General features: G+C 40.8%; 30 protein-coding genes and 1 pseudogene. 3 read left to right on the plus strand and 28 right to left on the minus strand.

The window, feature by feature from the left end; genetic code table 11:
- Positions 1-511 precede the first annotated feature (511 nt).
- The gene (locus U9670_RS06480) at positions 512-871 is read left to right on the plus strand and encodes a hypothetical protein (RefSeq protein WP_323841968.1); all 360 of its coding nucleotides are present in this window, start codon (positions 512-514) and stop codon (positions 869-871) included.
- A 141-nt stretch (positions 872-1,012) separates the two neighbouring features.
- Here U9670_RS06480 and lysM read toward each other — a convergent pair whose 3' ends face one another.
- From lysM to U9670_RS06510, 6 genes are all read right to left on the minus strand, one after another.
- Positions 1,013-1,501: a peptidoglycan-binding protein LysM gene (gene lysM, locus U9670_RS06485; protein ID WP_323841967.1), complete on the minus strand. Its 489-nt coding sequence runs from the start codon at positions 1,499-1,501 to the stop codon at positions 1,013-1,015.
- A gap of 279 nt (positions 1,502-1,780) precedes the next feature.
- A complete protein-coding gene (gene acpP, locus U9670_RS06490) occupies positions 1,781-2,014 on the minus strand; it encodes an acyl carrier protein (RefSeq protein WP_323841966.1) in 234 nt (77 codons plus the stop codon).
- Positions 2,015-2,231: 217 nt separating this feature from the next.
- A complete protein-coding gene (gene fabG, locus U9670_RS06495; RefSeq protein ID WP_323841965.1) occupies positions 2,232-2,960 on the minus strand; it encodes a 3-oxoacyl-ACP reductase FabG in 729 nt (242 codons plus the stop codon).
- Entirely contained in the window at positions 2,957-3,910 is a 954-nt protein-coding gene (fabD, locus tag U9670_RS06500) for an ACP S-malonyltransferase (protein WP_323841964.1), read from the minus strand. Before fabD ends, fabG begins: the two co-directional genes overlap by 4 nt.
- A gap of 213 nt (positions 3,911-4,123) precedes the next feature.
- On the minus strand, positions 4,124-4,306 hold the full coding sequence (rpmF, locus tag U9670_RS06505; RefSeq protein WP_323841963.1) for a 50S ribosomal protein L32: 183 nt from the start codon (positions 4,304-4,306) through the stop codon (positions 4,124-4,126).
- Between the two features lie 260 nt (positions 4,307-4,566).
- A complete protein-coding gene (locus tag U9670_RS06510; RefSeq protein WP_323841962.1) occupies positions 4,567-5,151 on the minus strand; it encodes a YceD family protein in 585 nt (194 codons plus the stop codon).
- A gap of 150 nt (positions 5,152-5,301) precedes the next feature.
- Here U9670_RS06510 and U9670_RS06515 point away from each other — a divergent pair, with 150 nt between their 5' ends.
- Positions 5,302-6,036: an elongation factor P hydroxylase gene (locus tag U9670_RS06515; protein WP_323841961.1), complete on the plus strand. Its 735-nt coding sequence runs from the start codon at positions 5,302-5,304 to the stop codon at positions 6,034-6,036.
- 3 nt (positions 6,037-6,039) lie between these two features.
- On the plus strand, positions 6,040-6,594 hold the full coding sequence (locus U9670_RS06520; RefSeq protein WP_323841960.1) for a Sua5/YciO/YrdC/YwlC family protein: 555 nt from the start codon (positions 6,040-6,042) through the stop codon (positions 6,592-6,594).
- A gap of 289 nt (positions 6,595-6,883) precedes the next feature.
- Here the strand turns inward: U9670_RS06520 and rplQ are convergent, their stop codons facing one another.
- The 22 genes and pseudogenes from rplQ to rplV form a co-directional block, all read right to left on the minus strand.
- Positions 6,884-7,243: a 50S ribosomal protein L17 gene (gene rplQ / locus U9670_RS06525; RefSeq protein WP_323841959.1), complete on the minus strand. Its 360-nt coding sequence runs from the start codon at positions 7,241-7,243 to the stop codon at positions 6,884-6,886.
- A gap of 17 nt (positions 7,244-7,260) precedes the next feature.
- Positions 7,261-8,265: a DNA-directed RNA polymerase subunit alpha gene (locus U9670_RS06530; protein WP_323841958.1), complete on the minus strand. Its 1,005-nt coding sequence runs from the start codon at positions 8,263-8,265 to the stop codon at positions 7,261-7,263.
- 24 nt (positions 8,266-8,289) lie between these two features.
- Positions 8,290-8,931, minus strand: coding sequence for a 30S ribosomal protein S4 (rpsD, locus tag U9670_RS06535; RefSeq protein ID WP_323841957.1), 642 nt, complete (start codon positions 8,929-8,931; stop codon positions 8,290-8,292).
- A gap of 12 nt (positions 8,932-8,943) precedes the next feature.
- Positions 8,944-9,336 (minus strand): 30S ribosomal protein S11, encoded by a 393-nt coding sequence (gene rpsK / locus U9670_RS06540; protein ID WP_323841956.1) that lies wholly within the window; start codon positions 9,334-9,336, stop codon positions 8,944-8,946.
- Positions 9,337-9,356: 20 nt separating this feature from the next.
- On the minus strand, positions 9,357-9,713 hold the full coding sequence (gene rpsM, locus U9670_RS06545) for a 30S ribosomal protein S13 (RefSeq protein ID WP_323841955.1): 357 nt from the start codon (positions 9,711-9,713) through the stop codon (positions 9,357-9,359).
- Between the two features lie 129 nt (positions 9,714-9,842).
- Entirely contained in the window at positions 9,843-9,959 is a 117-nt protein-coding gene (rpmJ, locus tag U9670_RS06550) for a 50S ribosomal protein L36 (RefSeq protein ID WP_036364264.1), read from the minus strand.
- A gap of 24 nt (positions 9,960-9,983) precedes the next feature.
- Complete coding sequence (gene secY / locus U9670_RS06555; protein ID WP_323841954.1) at positions 9,984-11,321, minus strand: preprotein translocase subunit SecY; 1,338 nt, start codon at positions 11,319-11,321, stop codon at positions 9,984-9,986.
- 4 nt (positions 11,322-11,325) lie between these two features.
- Positions 11,326-11,766, minus strand: a complete 441-nt coding sequence (rplO, locus tag U9670_RS06560; RefSeq protein WP_323841953.1) for a 50S ribosomal protein L15 — start codon at positions 11,764-11,766, stop codon at positions 11,326-11,328.
- Positions 11,766-11,945, minus strand: coding sequence for a 50S ribosomal protein L30 (gene rpmD, locus U9670_RS06565; protein WP_046698575.1), 180 nt, complete (start codon positions 11,943-11,945; stop codon positions 11,766-11,768). The genes rplO and rpmD overlap by 1 nt, the downstream gene beginning before the upstream one ends.
- A gap of 17 nt (positions 11,946-11,962) precedes the next feature.
- Entirely contained in the window at positions 11,963-12,460 is a 498-nt protein-coding gene (gene rpsE / locus U9670_RS06570) for a 30S ribosomal protein S5 (protein ID WP_323841952.1), read from the minus strand.
- A gap of 2 nt (positions 12,461-12,462) precedes the next feature.
- Positions 12,463-12,813, minus strand: coding sequence for a 50S ribosomal protein L18 (gene rplR, locus U9670_RS06575; protein WP_323841951.1), 351 nt, complete (start codon positions 12,811-12,813; stop codon positions 12,463-12,465).
- A gap of 15 nt (positions 12,814-12,828) precedes the next feature.
- Positions 12,829-13,362 (minus strand): 50S ribosomal protein L6, encoded by a 534-nt coding sequence (rplF, locus tag U9670_RS06580; protein ID WP_323841950.1) that lies wholly within the window; start codon positions 13,360-13,362, stop codon positions 12,829-12,831.
- A 210-nt stretch (positions 13,363-13,572) separates the two neighbouring features.
- Entirely contained in the window at positions 13,573-13,971 is a 399-nt protein-coding gene (rpsH, locus tag U9670_RS06585; RefSeq protein WP_323841949.1) for a 30S ribosomal protein S8, read from the minus strand.
- A gap of 11 nt (positions 13,972-13,982) precedes the next feature.
- The gene (gene rpsN / locus U9670_RS06590) at positions 13,983-14,288 is read right to left on the minus strand and encodes a 30S ribosomal protein S14 (protein WP_323841948.1); all 306 of its coding nucleotides are present in this window, start codon (positions 14,286-14,288) and stop codon (positions 13,983-13,985) included.
- Between the two features lie 10 nt (positions 14,289-14,298).
- On the minus strand, positions 14,299-14,835 hold the full coding sequence (gene rplE / locus U9670_RS06595) for a 50S ribosomal protein L5 (protein WP_323841947.1): 537 nt from the start codon (positions 14,833-14,835) through the stop codon (positions 14,299-14,301).
- Between the two features lie 18 nt (positions 14,836-14,853).
- Positions 14,854-15,171 (minus strand): 50S ribosomal protein L24, encoded by a 318-nt coding sequence (rplX, locus tag U9670_RS06600; RefSeq protein WP_323841946.1) that lies wholly within the window; start codon positions 15,169-15,171, stop codon positions 14,854-14,856.
- A 19-nt stretch (positions 15,172-15,190) separates the two neighbouring features.
- Positions 15,191-15,559, minus strand: a complete 369-nt coding sequence (gene rplN, locus U9670_RS06605; protein ID WP_029102638.1) for a 50S ribosomal protein L14 — start codon at positions 15,557-15,559, stop codon at positions 15,191-15,193.
- A gap of 133 nt (positions 15,560-15,692) precedes the next feature.
- The gene (gene rpsQ, locus U9670_RS06610) at positions 15,693-15,965 is read right to left on the minus strand and encodes a 30S ribosomal protein S17 (RefSeq protein WP_323841945.1); all 273 of its coding nucleotides are present in this window, start codon (positions 15,963-15,965) and stop codon (positions 15,693-15,695) included.
- Positions 15,962-16,159, minus strand: a complete 198-nt coding sequence (gene rpmC / locus U9670_RS06615; protein ID WP_323841944.1) for a 50S ribosomal protein L29 — start codon at positions 16,157-16,159, stop codon at positions 15,962-15,964. The genes rpsQ and rpmC overlap by 4 nt, the downstream gene beginning before the upstream one ends.
- Positions 16,159-16,572 carry a 50S ribosomal protein L16 gene (gene rplP, locus U9670_RS06620; RefSeq protein ID WP_029102635.1) on the minus strand — a complete coding sequence of 138 codons (414 nt, stop codon included), beginning with the start codon at positions 16,570-16,572 and terminating at the stop codon, positions 16,159-16,161. The genes rpmC and rplP overlap by 1 nt, the downstream gene beginning before the upstream one ends.
- Positions 16,470-17,301: pseudogene (gene rpsC / locus U9670_RS06625) on the minus strand (30S ribosomal protein S3). Before rpsC ends, rplP begins: the two are co-directional and overlap by 103 nt.
- Positions 17,302-17,303: 2 nt before the next feature.
- Positions 17,304-17,633: a 50S ribosomal protein L22 gene (gene rplV / locus U9670_RS06630; protein WP_036364312.1), complete on the minus strand. Its 330-nt coding sequence runs from the start codon at positions 17,631-17,633 to the stop codon at positions 17,304-17,306.
- Positions 17,634-17,640: the final 7 nt, after the last annotated feature.

Consider the following 17,640-nt stretch of genomic DNA (forward strand, 5'->3'; position numbering starts at 1 on the left):
GTAATCAACAAACGCAATTTGCTAAAGACAAAACAAGGCGTGCAAGAAGCTACAAAGGTTTGGCAGAGTATCGTCTTGCAGACTGGTAAGTCTGAAGCAATGTTAAATAAAGCATCGATAAACGGTAATTCACCCGCTTTTCTTTAACAAACGCAGCTTCATGATAATGATAATAGCTACGCTGACTTTTATGAATAACCAAAAAAGCATTAAGTTGTAAATTGATTTGCAAGATAAGCTTCAAGATGTCGGCTTCTTTTCCAATTTAGACCAATTTAGAAAAGAAGAACAAATGACGAAAAAACATCTTATAACTCATCTTGATTCAAGTATATTATCGCAAAACCATCGCCTTGCCAAGCATATTTTTTATTGACCAATAATATTTTTGTAACATACATAAATTTTGCCATTTTTATTCTTATATACAAAATTTTTATGAGTTACCTGATGTTTTTGATATGATTCATGCTACAATAAACTCAATCGTGATATTAGCAAAGGTAAATACATGAACTCTCTTTTGCATTGCTCATTCATCTTCTTACTATTTAGTACTTTTCAAAACAGCATGGCCATACCCATATATCAAAGCATTGGCAAGCATGGAGAGCTGTTATATGGACAATTTCCACCACAAGGACAGCACACTGTTTTAAATTTTTATTCTCCCAAGTCATCAAATAAACCCGAACCAACCACAAGCGAAAAACAAAAACAGTGCCAGACCTTACGCAGTAATCTAAATGCCCTAAATACAGGCGATGCGGTATACGAGATTGATGCACAAGGCAACCAAAAACAGCTCACCGCTGATGAAATCACCCTTCGCAAATCACAAACTCAAACCGCACTCAAAGAGCATTGCTGATTTTTGAAATTGAATTTTAAAGTCATTAAAAAAAGACCGCTCAACACGGTCTTTTTTAACAATTCAGCCCAAGTTTCATTTTTCATTGGCCTAAAATAAAGCAACTTAATTTTAGTAATTAACTTTAGTAAAAACTATAAACTAAGCAGGAATGCGTAACACTTGACCCACATAAATCTTGTCTGGGTGCGAAAGCATGGGTTTATTGGCATCAAAGATTTTCATGTAGTCATGGGCGTTGCCGTACATTTCTTTGGCAATTTTAGATAAAGTATCGCCAGATTTTACGGTATAAAAACGAGATTCTGGCTCCTGAGTTGCCACCACAATATCATCTATCACCGTCTCAACATACTGAACATTACCAACTGCAAGTCGTGCTCGCTCACGGTCAGCTTGCGTCTGGGCGGTACCGCTTAGCGTTACAGTGTCGGTATCACTATTATAACTCACTTTTAGGCCATCAATCTGTACATTTTGTGCTTGAATACGAGCAAGCAACAAGTTGGCAATTTCCTGTGCGGTCGGTTCAGCCACTGATGCAGGCTCATTATTTACCGATGCAGCGTCTTTTTTATTGCGATTAAAAATCTTATCGCCAATATCTTTTGCAAAACTAAAAATGCCCATCTTTCATCTCCTTTTGATACCCATGATTAGTAAGGGTGATTAAAACATTACAACAATCAGACTGAATACTGAATAAAGCACCATCATCTATATCATATGATAGTATCATCATAAGCATAAAGATTTGTGCGTATTAATGACATTCATCTTACTTGAAAACCTGACAAAATATCGCTAAATTTTACTGTCAAATTGTTATGAATTGTAGTTATTATTGCTGTCTAGTATCAAAAAAACCATCTAAAATATAGATGGTTTTTGGTGATTTTAATCAATTGATTAAAGTTTAGCAGCCACATAGTCAATTGCTTTTTGAACAGTGGTCAGTTCAGCAGAATCTTCATCAGGAATGGTGATGCCAAAGCTGCTTTCAAATGCCATGACAAGCTCAACTAGGTCTAGTGAGTCGGCACCTAGGTCGTCCATGAATGACGCATCATTTTTAATCTCGGCAACATTTAAACCAAGTTGTTCAGCTACCGCGTCTTTTACTTTTGCTTCGATATCGCTCATAGAAGTTTTCCTTTTTTTGAATAAATAGATAAATGCTAACATCGACACCATGTCGATTTCGGCGTTTTATCCGAACAATTTTTGCATATCATAAAACATTTTTGTTAATAGTGCAAGCTTTATGAATACATATGTTCACAATTTCAACAAATGATGAAATGGCAATAAAGTGATTGACCCATCAGCACTCTTCACTCCTTGTGTACCAACCCAACAATCACATATGCATACCGCCATTGACCGCCAACACCTCACCTGTGATATAGCTGGCATCGTCGCTGGCCAAAAACACCACAGCTGCCGCAATCTCTTCTGGCTGTGCCATACGCCCAAGCGGTACCGCATCTAGCATTGAGTTAATCAAACGCTCATCAAGCTCTTCGGTCATATCAGTTTCTACAAAACCAGGAGCAACACAGTTCACCGTTACGCCACGAGAGCCAATCTCACGAGCCAAGGCACGAGTAAACCCTTCTACCCCCGCCTTAGATGCTGCATAGTTAGTCTGACCTGCATTGCCCATTTGACCAACCACCGATGTGATGTTAATGATACGACCAGAGCGTGCCTTCATCATACTGCGAATGGCACGACGAGAGGTTCGGTAGATGGAAGTCAGATTGGCATCTATCACACCAGCCCAGTCTTCGTTTTTCATACGCATCAACAAACCATCTTTGGTGATGCCTGCATTATTCACAAGCACATTCACACCACCATAGACGCTATCAATCTCTTCAAACAGCTTATCAATCACTTCTTCATCGCACACATCAAGTACACGACCAATGCCATTAGATTCGCCCAAATATTCTTCAATAGCCTCCACACCCTTTTCACTGGTTGCTGTACCGATGACAAAATGCCCTTCATCTGCAAAACGCTGAGCAATCGCACGACCAATGCCACGAGATGCACCCGTTACCAGAACAATTTTTCTACTCATATCAGATTCTCCAATTTTTCAAGGCGTACCAATTTATCGGTCGGTAAGGTAACGATGGGTTCTGCTTGGCGTTTTGCCAGATTTGACAACACATTACCTGGTCCGCATTCAATCACAATATCAATATGCTTATCGGCTAGTTTTTGCATGGTTTTTGCCCATTGCACAGGCATTGACAGCTGTTCAATCAACGCCATCTTGATGTCATCAATACTCTCATGCACTTGGGCATGACGGTTTTGGATTACAGGGATTTTTGCAGGACAAAAAGTCGTTTCATTCAGCAATCTTGCCAACTTATCCGTTGCACCATTCATCAAAGCACAATGTGATGGTACAGACACCTTGAGCGGTACAGCTTTTTTACCCAAATTTTCTACCGCAGACAGAACATGAGCCACACCAACTTCGGTGCCTGCAACCACCACCTGACCAGGACTATTAAAGTTTGCTGCATCAACAATCCCAACGCTTGCTGTTGTATCCTCGCACAAACTCAGCACTTGCTCATCTTCCAAACCAAGTACGGCCGCCATTTGTACATCAATGCCTGCCACAGCATCGGTCATGTATCTGCCACGCTCATGCACCAATTTTACCGCATCAGACAAACTCAGCACGCCACTGGCGACAAGAGCACTGTATTCCCCCAAGGAATGCCCTGCCAAACATACCAGTTTAATATTTTGAGCCACCAGTTTATCCAAAATGATACGCCAAATGGCTATGCTGGCCGCCACCAATGCAGGTTGAGTATATTGAGTTTGATGCAGACGGCTATCGTCTTGGGTAACCTCCCAAAGGTCAAAACCAAGAGCCGCACTCGCTTCGTCAAAAGTTTGTTTAACCACCGCAAAGCTTTCGGCCAGTTCGTTCATCATACCAACCGCTTGTGAGCCTTGACCAGGAAAAACCACCGCCACTCGTTTTGTAGCATTATTTTCTGTCATAAACTACCCATTTTATATTTTTTAAACCGTGCTTTGATTTGCGTAAAAACGCACTTTTTTATTTTAGCACAAAAGTAAATGCTTGTTTACTAATTTTGAAGGCTGCTGGCGTTTTCAACCCATATTTTTTTAACCTGTATAAGGCAAAAAAATAAAGCCAAGTGCATTTGAACAATACAGCTTGACTTATATTTATAAGATGGTAAATAGCAATTAGCTTTCTTGACTTACCTTGAAAAGCTGGCGACCACGATAAAAACCATCTTTGGTTGCATGGTGGCGAATGTGTTTTTCACCAGTAGTAGAGTCAATACTCAACGCATTCACAGTGATGCGATCGTGTGAACGACGCATGTCACGGCGTGAACGGCTTTTGCGGTTTTGTTGAACTGCCATGATAGCTCCTAAAATTCGATACATTTAAGGCAATTTAGTAACTAAATCACCAAAACTATACTTAAATCATATTTAACTTAAAACTGTTTGTACACCTAAGATAAAACCACAAAACGCAGCCCAAAGCACAGCACCTTTTACTTTGGCATCTTTGGCAAACACAATGAATGTCGTATTATACAGAAAAATTTCATAATTTTCAAAGTGAAATCGCAAAAAAATCACAAAAACTTTTTAAATTTTGCATTTTTTTGATCATTTTAGTTCAAATCACTCTTTAAAGACGCCAATACCAAAAAAGGATTTTCCCTGCCTTCATCATCATTGCCATTTTTTGTCATTTCAATTGGCATATCACAATCATCATGATGCAACGATAATGGCAATATCAACAAAAGCTCATCTTCAAGCAAATCCTTAATAGGCAACATTTTACCCGCATGCAATTCACTAACCAAGATGTATTCTGCATCTTGAAGTTGTTCAATCAGCGTCTCATCAAACAAAACAGCCAGACGATATTCCCCTGTTACATCAACCGCCATCGGCTCAAGACAACGCTGACACGATACCATCAGCTGCCCCATCACATCAAAACCAAGCCACAAAATCCCATTGGTTTTTTTGAGTGCAACCTGCACCTTAATTATTTGATCACCACTTTCAATCTCAACCTGTTCGGACAAACGCTCAAAACTCGACACAGGCACCTCACCCGACCACGCAAAACCAATATCCGCCCATTTATCCAACATGATATTTTTTGGCATTGCACTCACTGGCACAGCGTCATCTTTTGGCATATGCTTACCAACACATTCAGCATGGTTGTTTGTCCGATTCATTCAAACTTTCCTTTATCAATATCATAAATCGTGGTATTATTTCATAAATTTTGATAATTTTCACGAAAATTTTTTTTGAATATCTTGATTTGCAATTTGTAGGAACAATAAAATCATCAATCTTGCAAATTATGACCAATAAGCACAACCATGAATGCCATCAATTTCTACGATTTATCACCCCACCCAACAAAAAACAACTCTTCTGTTCGTGATGAGATTTTTGAATACTGGCATATTTTATTTAATGATCAAGACATTAAAAACGATATTGCTCAGCTGACACAAAGTTTTGATGAACAAGATTGGCAAAATTATCAACTCACTTGGCAAAACATTGACCAAAATAATGATCAGGAAATGACTGATTGGCTGATGGCACTTTTTAATCAGCTATTCAATCAACCAGACACTCATATCATGCCAACCATACTTGTGCGTGGCGGTACTGAGCCTGAGTACTTTCCTGCCGATAGTGATGAGCCCGCTCGCATTGAATTTGCACATGGATTTTTTGCCAGTTGTCTACACGAAATCAGCCATTGGTGTATTGCTGGCAAACACAGACGAACATTAAATGATTTTGGTTATTGGTACGAATCGGACGGACGAGATGCGAATAAACAAGCGATTTTTGAACAAGTAGAAATCAAACCACAAGCCATAGAATGTTTACTCAACCAAGCGTGTGGGCGATTTTTTTATGTTTCTCAGGATAATTTAAATGCTGATTTTGATACCAGTAAAAGCACTTTTGATAGCGATGTATATCACCAAGCTATCAAATACTTAAGCAATCCACACACCTTACCAAAAGATGCACGCCGATTGATTTGGGTATTTTTATACATTTGCCAAAATTTTCAAATAAAACATCAAGGGTAAACCATGCAAACCATCTACTTACACCCAAAAAATCCACAACCAAGACTATTAAAACAAATCGCCAACGCTCTAGAAAACGGAGAGATCATTGCTTACCCAACACAAACAGGCTACGCATTATTAACACACATTCACGCCAAAAACAGTCTTGATCACATCACACGCATTAAGCAAATTGCCGTCAAAGACCACCACACACTATTATGTTCAGGCATCAGTGATGCTGCCAATTATGCTCAAATTAATAATGAACAATTTCGCCACATCAAAAACCAAATACCATCTACCACCTGCTTCGTTTTAAACAGTACAAAACAAACTCCCAAGTATTTGCTGACAAAAGATAAAATCATTGGTATACAAATTACCGATTATCCGCCAATTACCGCCCTACTTGATGCAGTTAATGCACCATTGATAATTCACGAGCTCAACCAAGAATCCATTGCCGTCAATACACCCGATGAGATAGAAGAAATGTTGGAAAAGCAGATTGATATATTGGTAAATACCGAGATGATTGATGTTCAACAACCACAAATCATCAATCTGATTTAAATTTAGGATTTAAAGCAAGCAACTCACAACGGTTCAGCTTTCATCACAACAAAAGTTATCACAATTGGTTGGTTTATTTATATATGACAGATTTAACCTGATTGTTTTAAGCTTAAGTACAATAAACCTTATATCAATAAATTATCGGTAGATTTTTTACATTTTATCAGAATGACGCAACTCCACCTTTTTACTTTGAGAAAAAAAATCAAAATACATTTTCATCAGTATTAGCAAATAAAAAACCCCAGCAAAAAACTGGGATTTTTTATTTGAATGGCAATCTTAATTATGGGCGATCAACCAATTCAACATATGCCATCGGTGCATTATCGCCATCACGATAACCGCACTTAATGATGCGTAGATAGCCACCTGGGCGAGCCTTATAACGAGGACCTAACTCGTTGAATAATTTACCAACGATTTCCTTGTTACGAGTACGGCTAAATGCCAAACGGCGATTAGCAACACTATCTTCTTTTGATAAAGTGATTAGAGGCTCAGCTACACGACGCAGCTCTTTTGCCTTAACCAAAGTAGTCTTAATAAGCTCATGTTCAAACAGAGAGTTAGTCATGTTCTGGAACATTGCCTTACGATGGCTGCTGGTGCGACCCAGCTTAACGCCACTATTACGATGTCGCATGGTCAGTATCCTTTAAATTAACGGCTGCGATAAGAAAATCTATCATCAACACGCAGATCACTTGGTGGCCAAGTTTCTAGACGCATACCAAGCTCTAAACCTTTAGATGCAAGCACATCTTTGATTTCTGTCAATGATTTCTTACCAAGATTTGGTGTTTTTAGTAGTTCAGTTTCTGAACGCTGTACCAAATCGCCAATATAATAAATGTTTTCAGCTTTTAAGCAGTTTGCTGAGCGAACCGTTAGTTCTAAATCATCCACTGGGCGTAATAGCACAGGGTCAATTTCTTCTTTCTCTTTAACAGGCTCAACCACTTCCTCAGCTTCCAAATCAACAAATATTGCGATTTGATGTTGTAAAATGGTTGCTGCTTTTCGAATTGCTTCTTCAGGATCGATTGTACCATTAGTTTCAAGCTCAATAATCAACTTATCAAGATCGGTACGCTGCTCAACACGGGCATTCTCAACATCGTAAGCCACTCGCAAAATTGGGCTGAAACTTGCATCAAGCTTCAAGTGACCAATCGCCTTCGAGTTAGGGTCTTCACGACGCTGGTTAGCAGGTTCATAACCACGGCCTGTAACCACACGCAAACGCATTTTGAGATGGCCTCGCTCACTTAGTGTACCAAGTACCAAATCAGGATTGGCAATCTCAACATTGTGCGGCAATTCAAGATCTGCAGCTGTTACAATACCCGCACCTTGTTTATCCAAAGTCAAATATGCTTCATTTTGATCATGTAGTATGATTGCTAAACCTTTTAGGTTTAAAAGCAAATCAAGTACATCTTCTTGCAAACCTTCAAGTGTTGAATACTCATGATCCACACCTTCAATTTCCGCTTCAATGACTGCAGCACCCGACAATGAAGAAAGTAGAATTCGACGAAGGGCGTTGCCTAGCGTATGCCCAAAGCCCCTTTCTAACGGCTCGAGCGTGACCTTAGCAGTTGTTTCATTAACCACATCCACATGAATGGCACTAGGTGTTAGAAACTCAGTTGCATTTGTCATAGTGTCACCTCGATTTAGTTCGGATTATTTAGAATATAGCTCAACAATCAAGCTTTCGTTGATTTCAGCAGGTAGCTCACTGCGTTCTGGTGCAGTTTTAAAAGTACCTTGAAGTTTACTGTGATCAACTTCTAGCCATTCTGGAATACCACGCTGCGTCGCAAGCTCAATGGCATTTTTGATACGAAGCTGCTCTTTTGATTTTTCATGAATAGCAATCACATCACCATCTTGCACCTGGATTGAAGGAATATTCACACGAATAAACTCATCACGACCAGCTTTTTTAAGCAAAATTGCACGATGGCTAACCAATTGACGAGCTTCTGCGCGCGTCGCACCAAATCCCATGCGATAAACCACATTATCAAGACGACGCTCTAACATACCAAGTAGGTTTTCACCAGTTGCACCACGCATACGGGCAGCTTCTTTGTAATAGTTAGAGAACTGACGCTCTAACACACCATACATGCGTTTAACTTTTTGTTTTTCACGAAGCTGTGATGCATATTCAGAAGTTTTATTCTGACTATTGCCATGCTGACCAGGAGCACGAGTTGCTTTTTTTGTTTTCACATCATAAGGTTTTACACCTGATTTTAGTTGCAGGTCAGTACCTTCACGACGTGACAATTTTAATTTTGGACCAATATAACGGGCCATGTGTCTTTCTCCTTAAACGCGGCGCTTCTTAGGTGGGCGGCAACCGTTGTGTGGAATTGGGGTGACATCGCTGATGCTATTAATTTTATAACCCAATGCACCTAATGCACGAACCGCAGACTCACGACCTGGTCCTGGACCTTTAACCAAAACATCAACATTTTTAACGCCATAAGATTCCTGAGCTGCTTTGCCAGCAACTTCAGCAGCAACCTGTGCGGCGAAAGGTGTTGATTTGCGTGAACCACGGAAGCCTTGTCCACCTGAGGTGGCCCAAGCCAATGCATTACCCTGACGATCGGTAATGGTTACAATGGTGTTATTAAAAGACGCATGAATATGGGCGATACCTTCAGATACCGAGCGACGAGCCACTTTTTTGCGACTACGAGTGTCTTTTGCCATCTTTTAGCTTCCTAAATTAGTTACTTTTTAATTGCTTTGCGTGGACCTTTACGGGTACGCGCGTTAGTTTTTGTGCGCTGACCATTAACAGGTAAACCACGACGATGGCGAAGACCACGGTAGCAACCTAGATCGGTTAGACGCTTAATATTCATTGAAATTTCGCGACGAAGGTCACCTTCGGTAGCGTAATTTGCAACTTCTGCACGGACAGCATCTAGCTGTGTATCATCCAACTGGCCAATTTTGGTAGTTTCGTTGATACCAACCGCAGCAAGAATTTGCTTAGCGGTAGTACGACCGATACCAAAAATGTAAGTTAGTGAAATCACTGCGTGTTTGTTGTCCGGAATGTTTACACCGGCAATACGAGCCATTGATTTCTCTCCATTGTCACAAATGCTTTTGCATTTGCTAAGTTTACTCTACTGTTGAATAACAACAGCATGGCAAGTAGCGGATAATACATTATCCGCTACTATTTTGCAAGTGTTAATTTGTAAAAATTAACCTTGGCGTTGTTTGTGGCGTGGTTCTGAACTACAGATAACCAAAACTTTGCCTTTACGGCGAACAATTTTACAACTACCACAAATCTTTTTAACTGATGCTTGAACTTTCATGTCATGCTCCTACAAATACGCCTATCAGTTTGGCGATTTAATTAAAGTTTGGTCATGATACTGATGACTCATCAAATGTGCTTGAATCTGTGCGATAAAGTCCATCAAAACAACCACCATAATCAACAATGAAGTACCACCCAATGGAATGGCTTTGCCAAAAGATGATTGCACGACCATTGGCATCAAACATATGATTGCCATATACATCGCACCAATAAAGGTTAGGCGATTTAAAACAAAGTCTAAATAGCGTTTTGTTTGTTGTCCAGGCCGAATACCAGGTATATATGCTCCACTACGCTTTAGGTTTTCTGCTACTTCTTTAGGATTAAACATTAATGCCGTATAAAAATAGCAAAAAAAGATAACCATTGCACCAAATACCAACAGGTATAATGGCTCACCTGGGTGCAAGACCAAAGAAATATTCTGGATAATGCTCTGGAAAAGCGTTGGGTTTTCGGTAGCTGTCGTAAAATGCCCTAAGCTGGCAGGCAACATCAGCAATGAACTGGCAAAGATAGCAGGAATCACTCCAGCCATATTGATTTTTAATGGCAAATGTGATTGCTGTTGTGCATATACCTTACGACCTTCATATTGTTTTTGTGCATAATTCACAGGAACTCGACGCTGCGCTCTTTCAATAAAAACAATTGCCGCCGTTACCGCAATACCCAAAACAACAAATACCAACATGGTCAAAAGCTCTTTGCTACTACTACCACTAACAAGTATATCTGCAATCATTGTTGGTGCACTCGCCACAATACTAGCAAGAATCAACATTGAAATGCCATTACCTATGCCACGCTCGGTAATTTGTTCACCAAGCCACATCAAGAACATCGAACCTGCTACCAGTGAAGTAACCGCCGGAATGTAAAAACTCAAACCTGTTGATAAAGTTAAGTTTTGAGAAATTAGACCCGCGGACATACCTACCGCTTGCACAAAAGATAACGCCAGTGTACCTTGACGAGTGTACTTATTTAGTGTTCTACGCCCTGATTCACCTTCTTTTTTTAATGCTTCCAAAGAAGGAACAACCACAGACATCATTTGTACCACAATTGATGCAGAGATATAAGGCATGATACCAAGTGCCATGATTGACATTCGCTCTAATGAGCCACCAGAAAACATATTAAACATACCTAAAAAGGTATTTTCCCCAGCTTTAAAAAACTCAGCCAAACGAATTGGATCCATGCCTGGTACAGGTATGTGCGAACCCAGACGGTAAACAATCAACGCACCAATTAAAAACAACATACGATTCCACAACTCATCATATTTACGAATAAATACAAATGGATTTAGTGGAATGCTAGACTTGGACGCTGATTGCTTTGACACGATATTACTCCTCGACACTACCGCCAGCAGCTTCAATAGCTATTTTTGCACCTTTGGTAACTTTAACGCCTTTAAAGCTCAAAGCACGATTAATTTCACCAGATAAAATAATACGAGCACGCTTCATGTCGCTACGGATGATATTGGCCAATTTCAATGTTTCAATACTAACCACATCGCCTTCAATCTTATTGAGTTCAGAAAGGCGAACCTCAGCAGTCGTCAAGGCCATTTGGCTGGTAAAACCAAATTTTGGCAAACGGCGATAGATAGGCATTTGACCACCTTCAAAACCCGCCGGAATACTTGAACCAGAACGAGAGGTTTGACCTTTAACACCACGACCACCAGTCTTACCAAGACCAGAACCGATACCACGACCACGGCGTTGAGCAGTCTTTTTTGACCCCAATGCAGGTGCCAGCTCATTTAAACGAAGACCCATTACGCTTCCTCCACTTTAACCATGTAATTTACACGATTTACCATACCTCGAACCGAAGGGGTATCTTCAACTTCAACAGTATGACCAATGCGACGCAGCCCCAAACCTTTTAGGCAAGCTTTGTGGCTTGCTAAGCGATGGCTACTCGATTTTATTTGAGTAACTTTAATTGTTTTCATCGTAACTTACCTACTTCTTAACCCAAAATTTCTTCAACAGATTTGCCACGCTTAGCAGCAACTTGTTCTGGTGAAACCATATCACGAAGACCTTTGAAAGTAGCTTGTACCACATTGGCTGCATTGGTTGAACCATAGCATTTCGCCAATACATTCTGTACACCAGCAACTTCAAGAACAGCACGCATTGCACCGCCAGCAATAACACCAGTACCTTCTGATGCAGGTTGCATATAAACCTTTGATGCACCATGACGAGCATTAATTGGGTGTTGTAAAGTTGTGCCCGCAAGCTCAACAGTAATCATATTACGCTTAGCAGCTTCAAGAGCCTTTTGAATGGCAGCAGGTACTTCACGAGCCTTACCACGACCAAAGCCAACACGACCATTACCATCGCCAACTACTGTCAAAGCAGTGAAAGAAAAGATACGACCACCTTTAACAACTTTTGCTACACGGTCAACGGCAACTAATTTTTCTACCAAACCGTCAGTTTGTTCAATTTTTGCCATGATTAGAACTCCAATCCATTTTCACGAGCAGCGTCAGCCAAGGCTTTAACACGGCCATGATATTTAAAACCACTGCGATCAAAAGCAACTTTAGTAACACCAGCTGCTTTTGCACGCTCTGCAATTAATGCACCAACCGCTTTTGCCGCTTCAACATTGCCTGTCGCACCAGAACGAAGGGTTGAATCAAGCGTCGAAGCTTGAGCAACAACAACACCGCCAGTTGGTGAAATAATTTGCGCATAGATATGGCGTGGAGTGCGAGTTACAGTTAGGCGGTTTACACCTAAGTGACGAATATGTGCACGGGTTTTTTTAGCTCGACGAAGACGAGCTGATTTTTTATCGAACATTTTTGCTCACCTTACTTATTTTTTCTTAGCTTCTTTACGAAGAACCACTTCATCGCTATAACGAACACCCTTGCCTTTATAAGGCTCTGGCGGACGGAAACTACGAATTTTAGCCGCTGCTTGACCCAATTTCTGTTTATCGCTTGATTTTAGAACGATTTCAGTTTGGCTTGGGCTTTCAGCAGTCACACCTTCAGGTAGCGTGTATTCAATTGGATGAGAGAAGCCTAAGTTAAGGTTTACTTTATTACCTGCAACCTGAGCACGATAACCAACACCAATCAATTGCAAGCGACGCTCAAAGCCATTGCTTACGCCTTGAACCATATTATTTAATAATGCACGCACTGTACCAGTGTGCATCCACGCTTCTTTGGTGTCAGCGACAGGAGAAAGCGTAACAACGCCATCTTCTTGTTTTAGCTCGACCAAATCATGCAGGCGCAAAGACAAAGAACCATTCTTGCCCTTGACTTCAACCTGCTGACCGTTCAAAGTAACGCTAGTACCAGCTGGCAGCGTTACAGGGGCTTTAGCCACACGAGACATAGGATTTTTCCTTTAATGATAACAAAAACCATCGAGACGACGGCAACGAAATAACAGATTTTTTTAAAAAACTTTAAAGAATGAGCAGTCTTTAACAATTCCCAAACTTAAAATAAGTTGTTTAAAAAAGCACTCTATTATAACAGATAAAATCCTTGGCGTAAACCAAGGATTTTATCTTTTTTAATGTAATTTTATCAGTGCTAATTATTAAGCAACCAATGCAATTACCTCTCCACCAATACCTGCAGCACGCGCTGCACGATCACTCATGATACCTTTACTGGTAGAAATGATAGCAATACCCAAGCCTTTTTGGACACTTGGTAGCTCATCTTTACCACGGTATTGACGAAGACCAGGGCGGCTGTATCGTTTTAAAGTGTCGATAACACCCTTACCTTGGTAGTATTTTAGTTCAATAGTTAGAACTTTTTTGCCATTTTCAATGTCATTCACTTCTGCATTTGCCAAATAACCTTCGGCAACCAGTAGATCAGCGATAGATTTACGCAGCTTGGAAGCAGGCATTGTTACAGATGGCTTGTTTCTTGATTGTGCGTTGCGGATGCGGGTTAGCATATCAGCAACAGGATCTTGCATACTCATTGCGATACTCCTTACCAGCTTGCTTTACGAACGCCAGGTACATCACCTTGCATTACACGCTCACGCAATTTATTGCGTGATAAACCAAATTTACGAAAATAACCATGCGGACGACCAGTTAGACCACAGCGGTTGCGTAGGCGCACTGGAGAAGAATTGCGTGGCAATGATTGCAGAGCTAGCATTGCATCTAAACGCTCTTCATCACTCGCATTAATGTCGCTGATTACTGCTTTTAATTTAGCACGCTTTTCGGCGTACTTAGCAACTGCTTTTTCGCGTTTTAATTCGCGATTAATCATGCTTTTTTTAGCCATAACGTTTACCTTATCTAAATGGGAAGCCGAATGCTTTTAACAATGCACGACCTTGCTCATCGTTAGTAGCAGTTGTGGTAATGGTAATATCCAAACCACGGATACGGTCGATTTTATCAAAGTCAACTTCTGGGAAAACGATTTGCTCTTTGATGCCCAATGAGTAGTTACCACGACCATCAAATGCTTTTGCTGAAAAACCACGGAAGTCACGGATACGCGGAATTGCAATGGCAATCAAACGATCAAGGAATTCGTACATTTGTTCTCCGCGAAGAGTAACTTTGCAACCAATTGGCCATTCCTCACGAATTTTAAAGCCAGCAACTGATTTTCGTGCTTTAGTCACAACTGGCTTTTGACCTGCGATTACAGTCATATCAGCCAGTGCGCCTTCTAATAATTTTTTATCTTGTGCTGCACCACCAACACCCATATTCAGAGTGATTTTAGTGATTTTTGGCACCTGCATTACATTTTCCAAACCAAGCTCATCTTTGATTTTTTGCTTTAGCTGGTCATTGTATAAAGATTTTAATCTTGCCATTACTATACCCTTAGTCTCTTATGCAGTCGCCACTACTTCACCATTTGAACGATAGATGCGTTCTTTTTTGCCATCTTCGTTCAGTTGGTAAGCAATACGATCTGCCTTTTGGGTTGCTGCGTTGAATATCGCAACATTTGAAATATGTAAAAATGCTTCTTGCTTAACGATGCCACCTTCTTTGCCTAACGCTTGGTTAGGTTTTTGGTGTTTGGTCACAATGTTAATGCCTTCAACTTTTACACGGTCTGCTTTAACCGCCAAAATTGTGCCTTGCTTGCCTTTATCTTTGCCAGCAATCACAACCACGGTATCGCCTTTGCGTAACTTTGCCATAGGATGCCTCTAAAAAAGGTTACAGTACTTCTGGTGCTAGTGAAACAATTTTCATGAATTGCTCACCACGTAGTTCACGGGTAACAGGTCCAAAAATACGAGTTGCAATTGGAGCTTTGTTATTGTTTAAAATAACTGCTGCATTGTCATCAAAACGTAGTACAGAACCATCTGGACGACGCACGCCTTTTTTGGTGCGTACAACAACCGCATTCATCACGTCGCCTTTTTTAACACGACCACGAGGAATGGCTTCTTTAACCGTTACCTTGATAATATCACCAACTGATGCGTAACGACGATGCGAACCACCTAGTACCTTAATGCACTGTACACGGCGAGCACCACTGTTATCTGCAACTTCCAGCATTGTTTCAGTCTGAATCATCGCATTACTCCATAATAAATAAAGCAATAAAAGCCATTCGTTGTTAAATATATGCAGTATTTGCATATATTTAACAGATGAACACCTAAAAAGATGTACATTATACTAGCAAATGACTTCTAATGCAAATAACTTAAATTTTTACCGCTGTTTCAATCACATCTACCAAAGTCCAAGTCTTAGTCTTGGAGATAGGTCGAGTTTCTTTGATACGAACGATATCGCCTTCTTGACAAACATTGTTCTCGTCGTGAGCTTTTAGCTTGGTAGAACGGCGAACTTGTTTACCATACATTGGGTGGCGAATTTGGCGTTCAACTAGGACAGTGATAGACTTGTCCATTTTGTTGCTGACAACTTTACCAGTTACAACGCCAACTTCTTGAGTTTGGGTGTTCTCGCTCATGCGTCGCCTCTTTGTTTTTCGTTAATCAAAGTTAAAATTTTTGCAATCGTACGACGATTTGCTTTAACTTCGCAGGTATTGCCTAGCTGACCCGTAGCTTTTGCCATACGCAGACGGAATGCATCAAGCTGCTTTTCGTCAAGCAATTGAGCCAACTCTTCTACTGATTTTTCGCGCAATTCGTTGGTTTTCATTACATAACCGTCCGTTTAACAATAGTCGTTTTGAAAGGTAGCTTCGCCGATGCCAAAGTTAGGGCTTCACGAGCTAATTCTTCGCTAACACCTTGAATTTCATAAAGCATTTTGCCTGGCTTAATTTCAGCTACCCAGTACTCTACAGGACCTTTACCTTTACCCATACGAACTTCTAAAGGTTTTTCGGTGATTGGTTTATCTGGGAATACACGAATCCAAATTTTACCGCCACGCTTAATGCGACGAGTGATGGTACGACGAGCCGCTTCAATTTGACGAGCAGTCATACGACCACGACCGATAGATTTTAGACCAATTTCGCCAAATGCAACGGTGTTGCCACGCTGGGCAAGACCAGTATTACGGCCTTTGTGCATTTTGCGGAATTTGGTACGTTTTGGTTGCAACATAGCTTACCCCTTGTCTGAATTACGACGGTTGTTGGTACGGCCACGACGCTTAGGCGCACGAGCTTTCTCTTCAACCACTGGGTTATAAACACTGTTCATGCCGTCTAGGACTTCACCACGGAAAATCCAAACCTTGACACCGATAGTACCATAAGTGGTCTCTGCACGAACTTCTGCATAATCAATATCAGCACGAAGAGTATGTAGAGGTACACGACCTTCACGATACCATTCAGTACGAGCAATCTCTGCACCACCTAGACGACCAGATAACTCAACTTTAATACCCTGAGCACCTGAACGCATACTATTTTGTACAGCACGCTTCATCGCACGACGGAACATAACACGGCGTTCCAACTGACTGGCAATACCAACAGCTACCAGACGAGCATCTAAGTCAGGCTGAGTAATCTCCTGAATGTTCACTTGTGCTGGAACACCCATGATCTTGGTAAGTTCTTTTTGAAGAGCTTCAATATCAGCACCTTGCTTACCAATAATGACACCAGGACGAGCCGAATGGATGGTAATTTTAGCTGCACCAGTAGGACGCTCAATGCTGATGTTACTCACCATTGCTTCTTTTAACTTATTGCGTAAAAAATCACGCACTTTAAAGTCATTTAATAGATATTCTGAATATTGCTTTGGGCTTGCATACCAGTTTGCATTGTGCTTTTTGATAACGCCTAAGCGAATACCAATTGGATGAACTTTTTGACCCATGATTATGCTCCTACTTTAACAGTGATGTGACAGGTACGCTTGCTGATACGGTCAGCACGACCCTTAGCACGGGGCATAATACGCTTCAAAGTAATACCTTCATCAACATAGATGGTAGAAACACGCAAAGTATCGATGTCTAGACCATTATTATGTTCAGCGTTAGCAATTGCTGATTGTAGGCATTTCTTAACTAACTTAGCACCTTTTTTATTGCTAAAAGTCAAGATGTCCAAAGCGCGCTCAATTGGCTTACCACGAACTTCGTCCGCAACCAATCTTACTTTTTGTGCCGAAATTGCGGCACCACGTAATTTTGCAGTTACTTCCATGGCAGCA

Origin of the sequence: Moraxella tarda (genome assembly GCF_035181405.1) — a bacterium.
Classification (GTDB): domain Bacteria; phylum Pseudomonadota; class Gammaproteobacteria; order Pseudomonadales; family Moraxellaceae; genus Moraxella.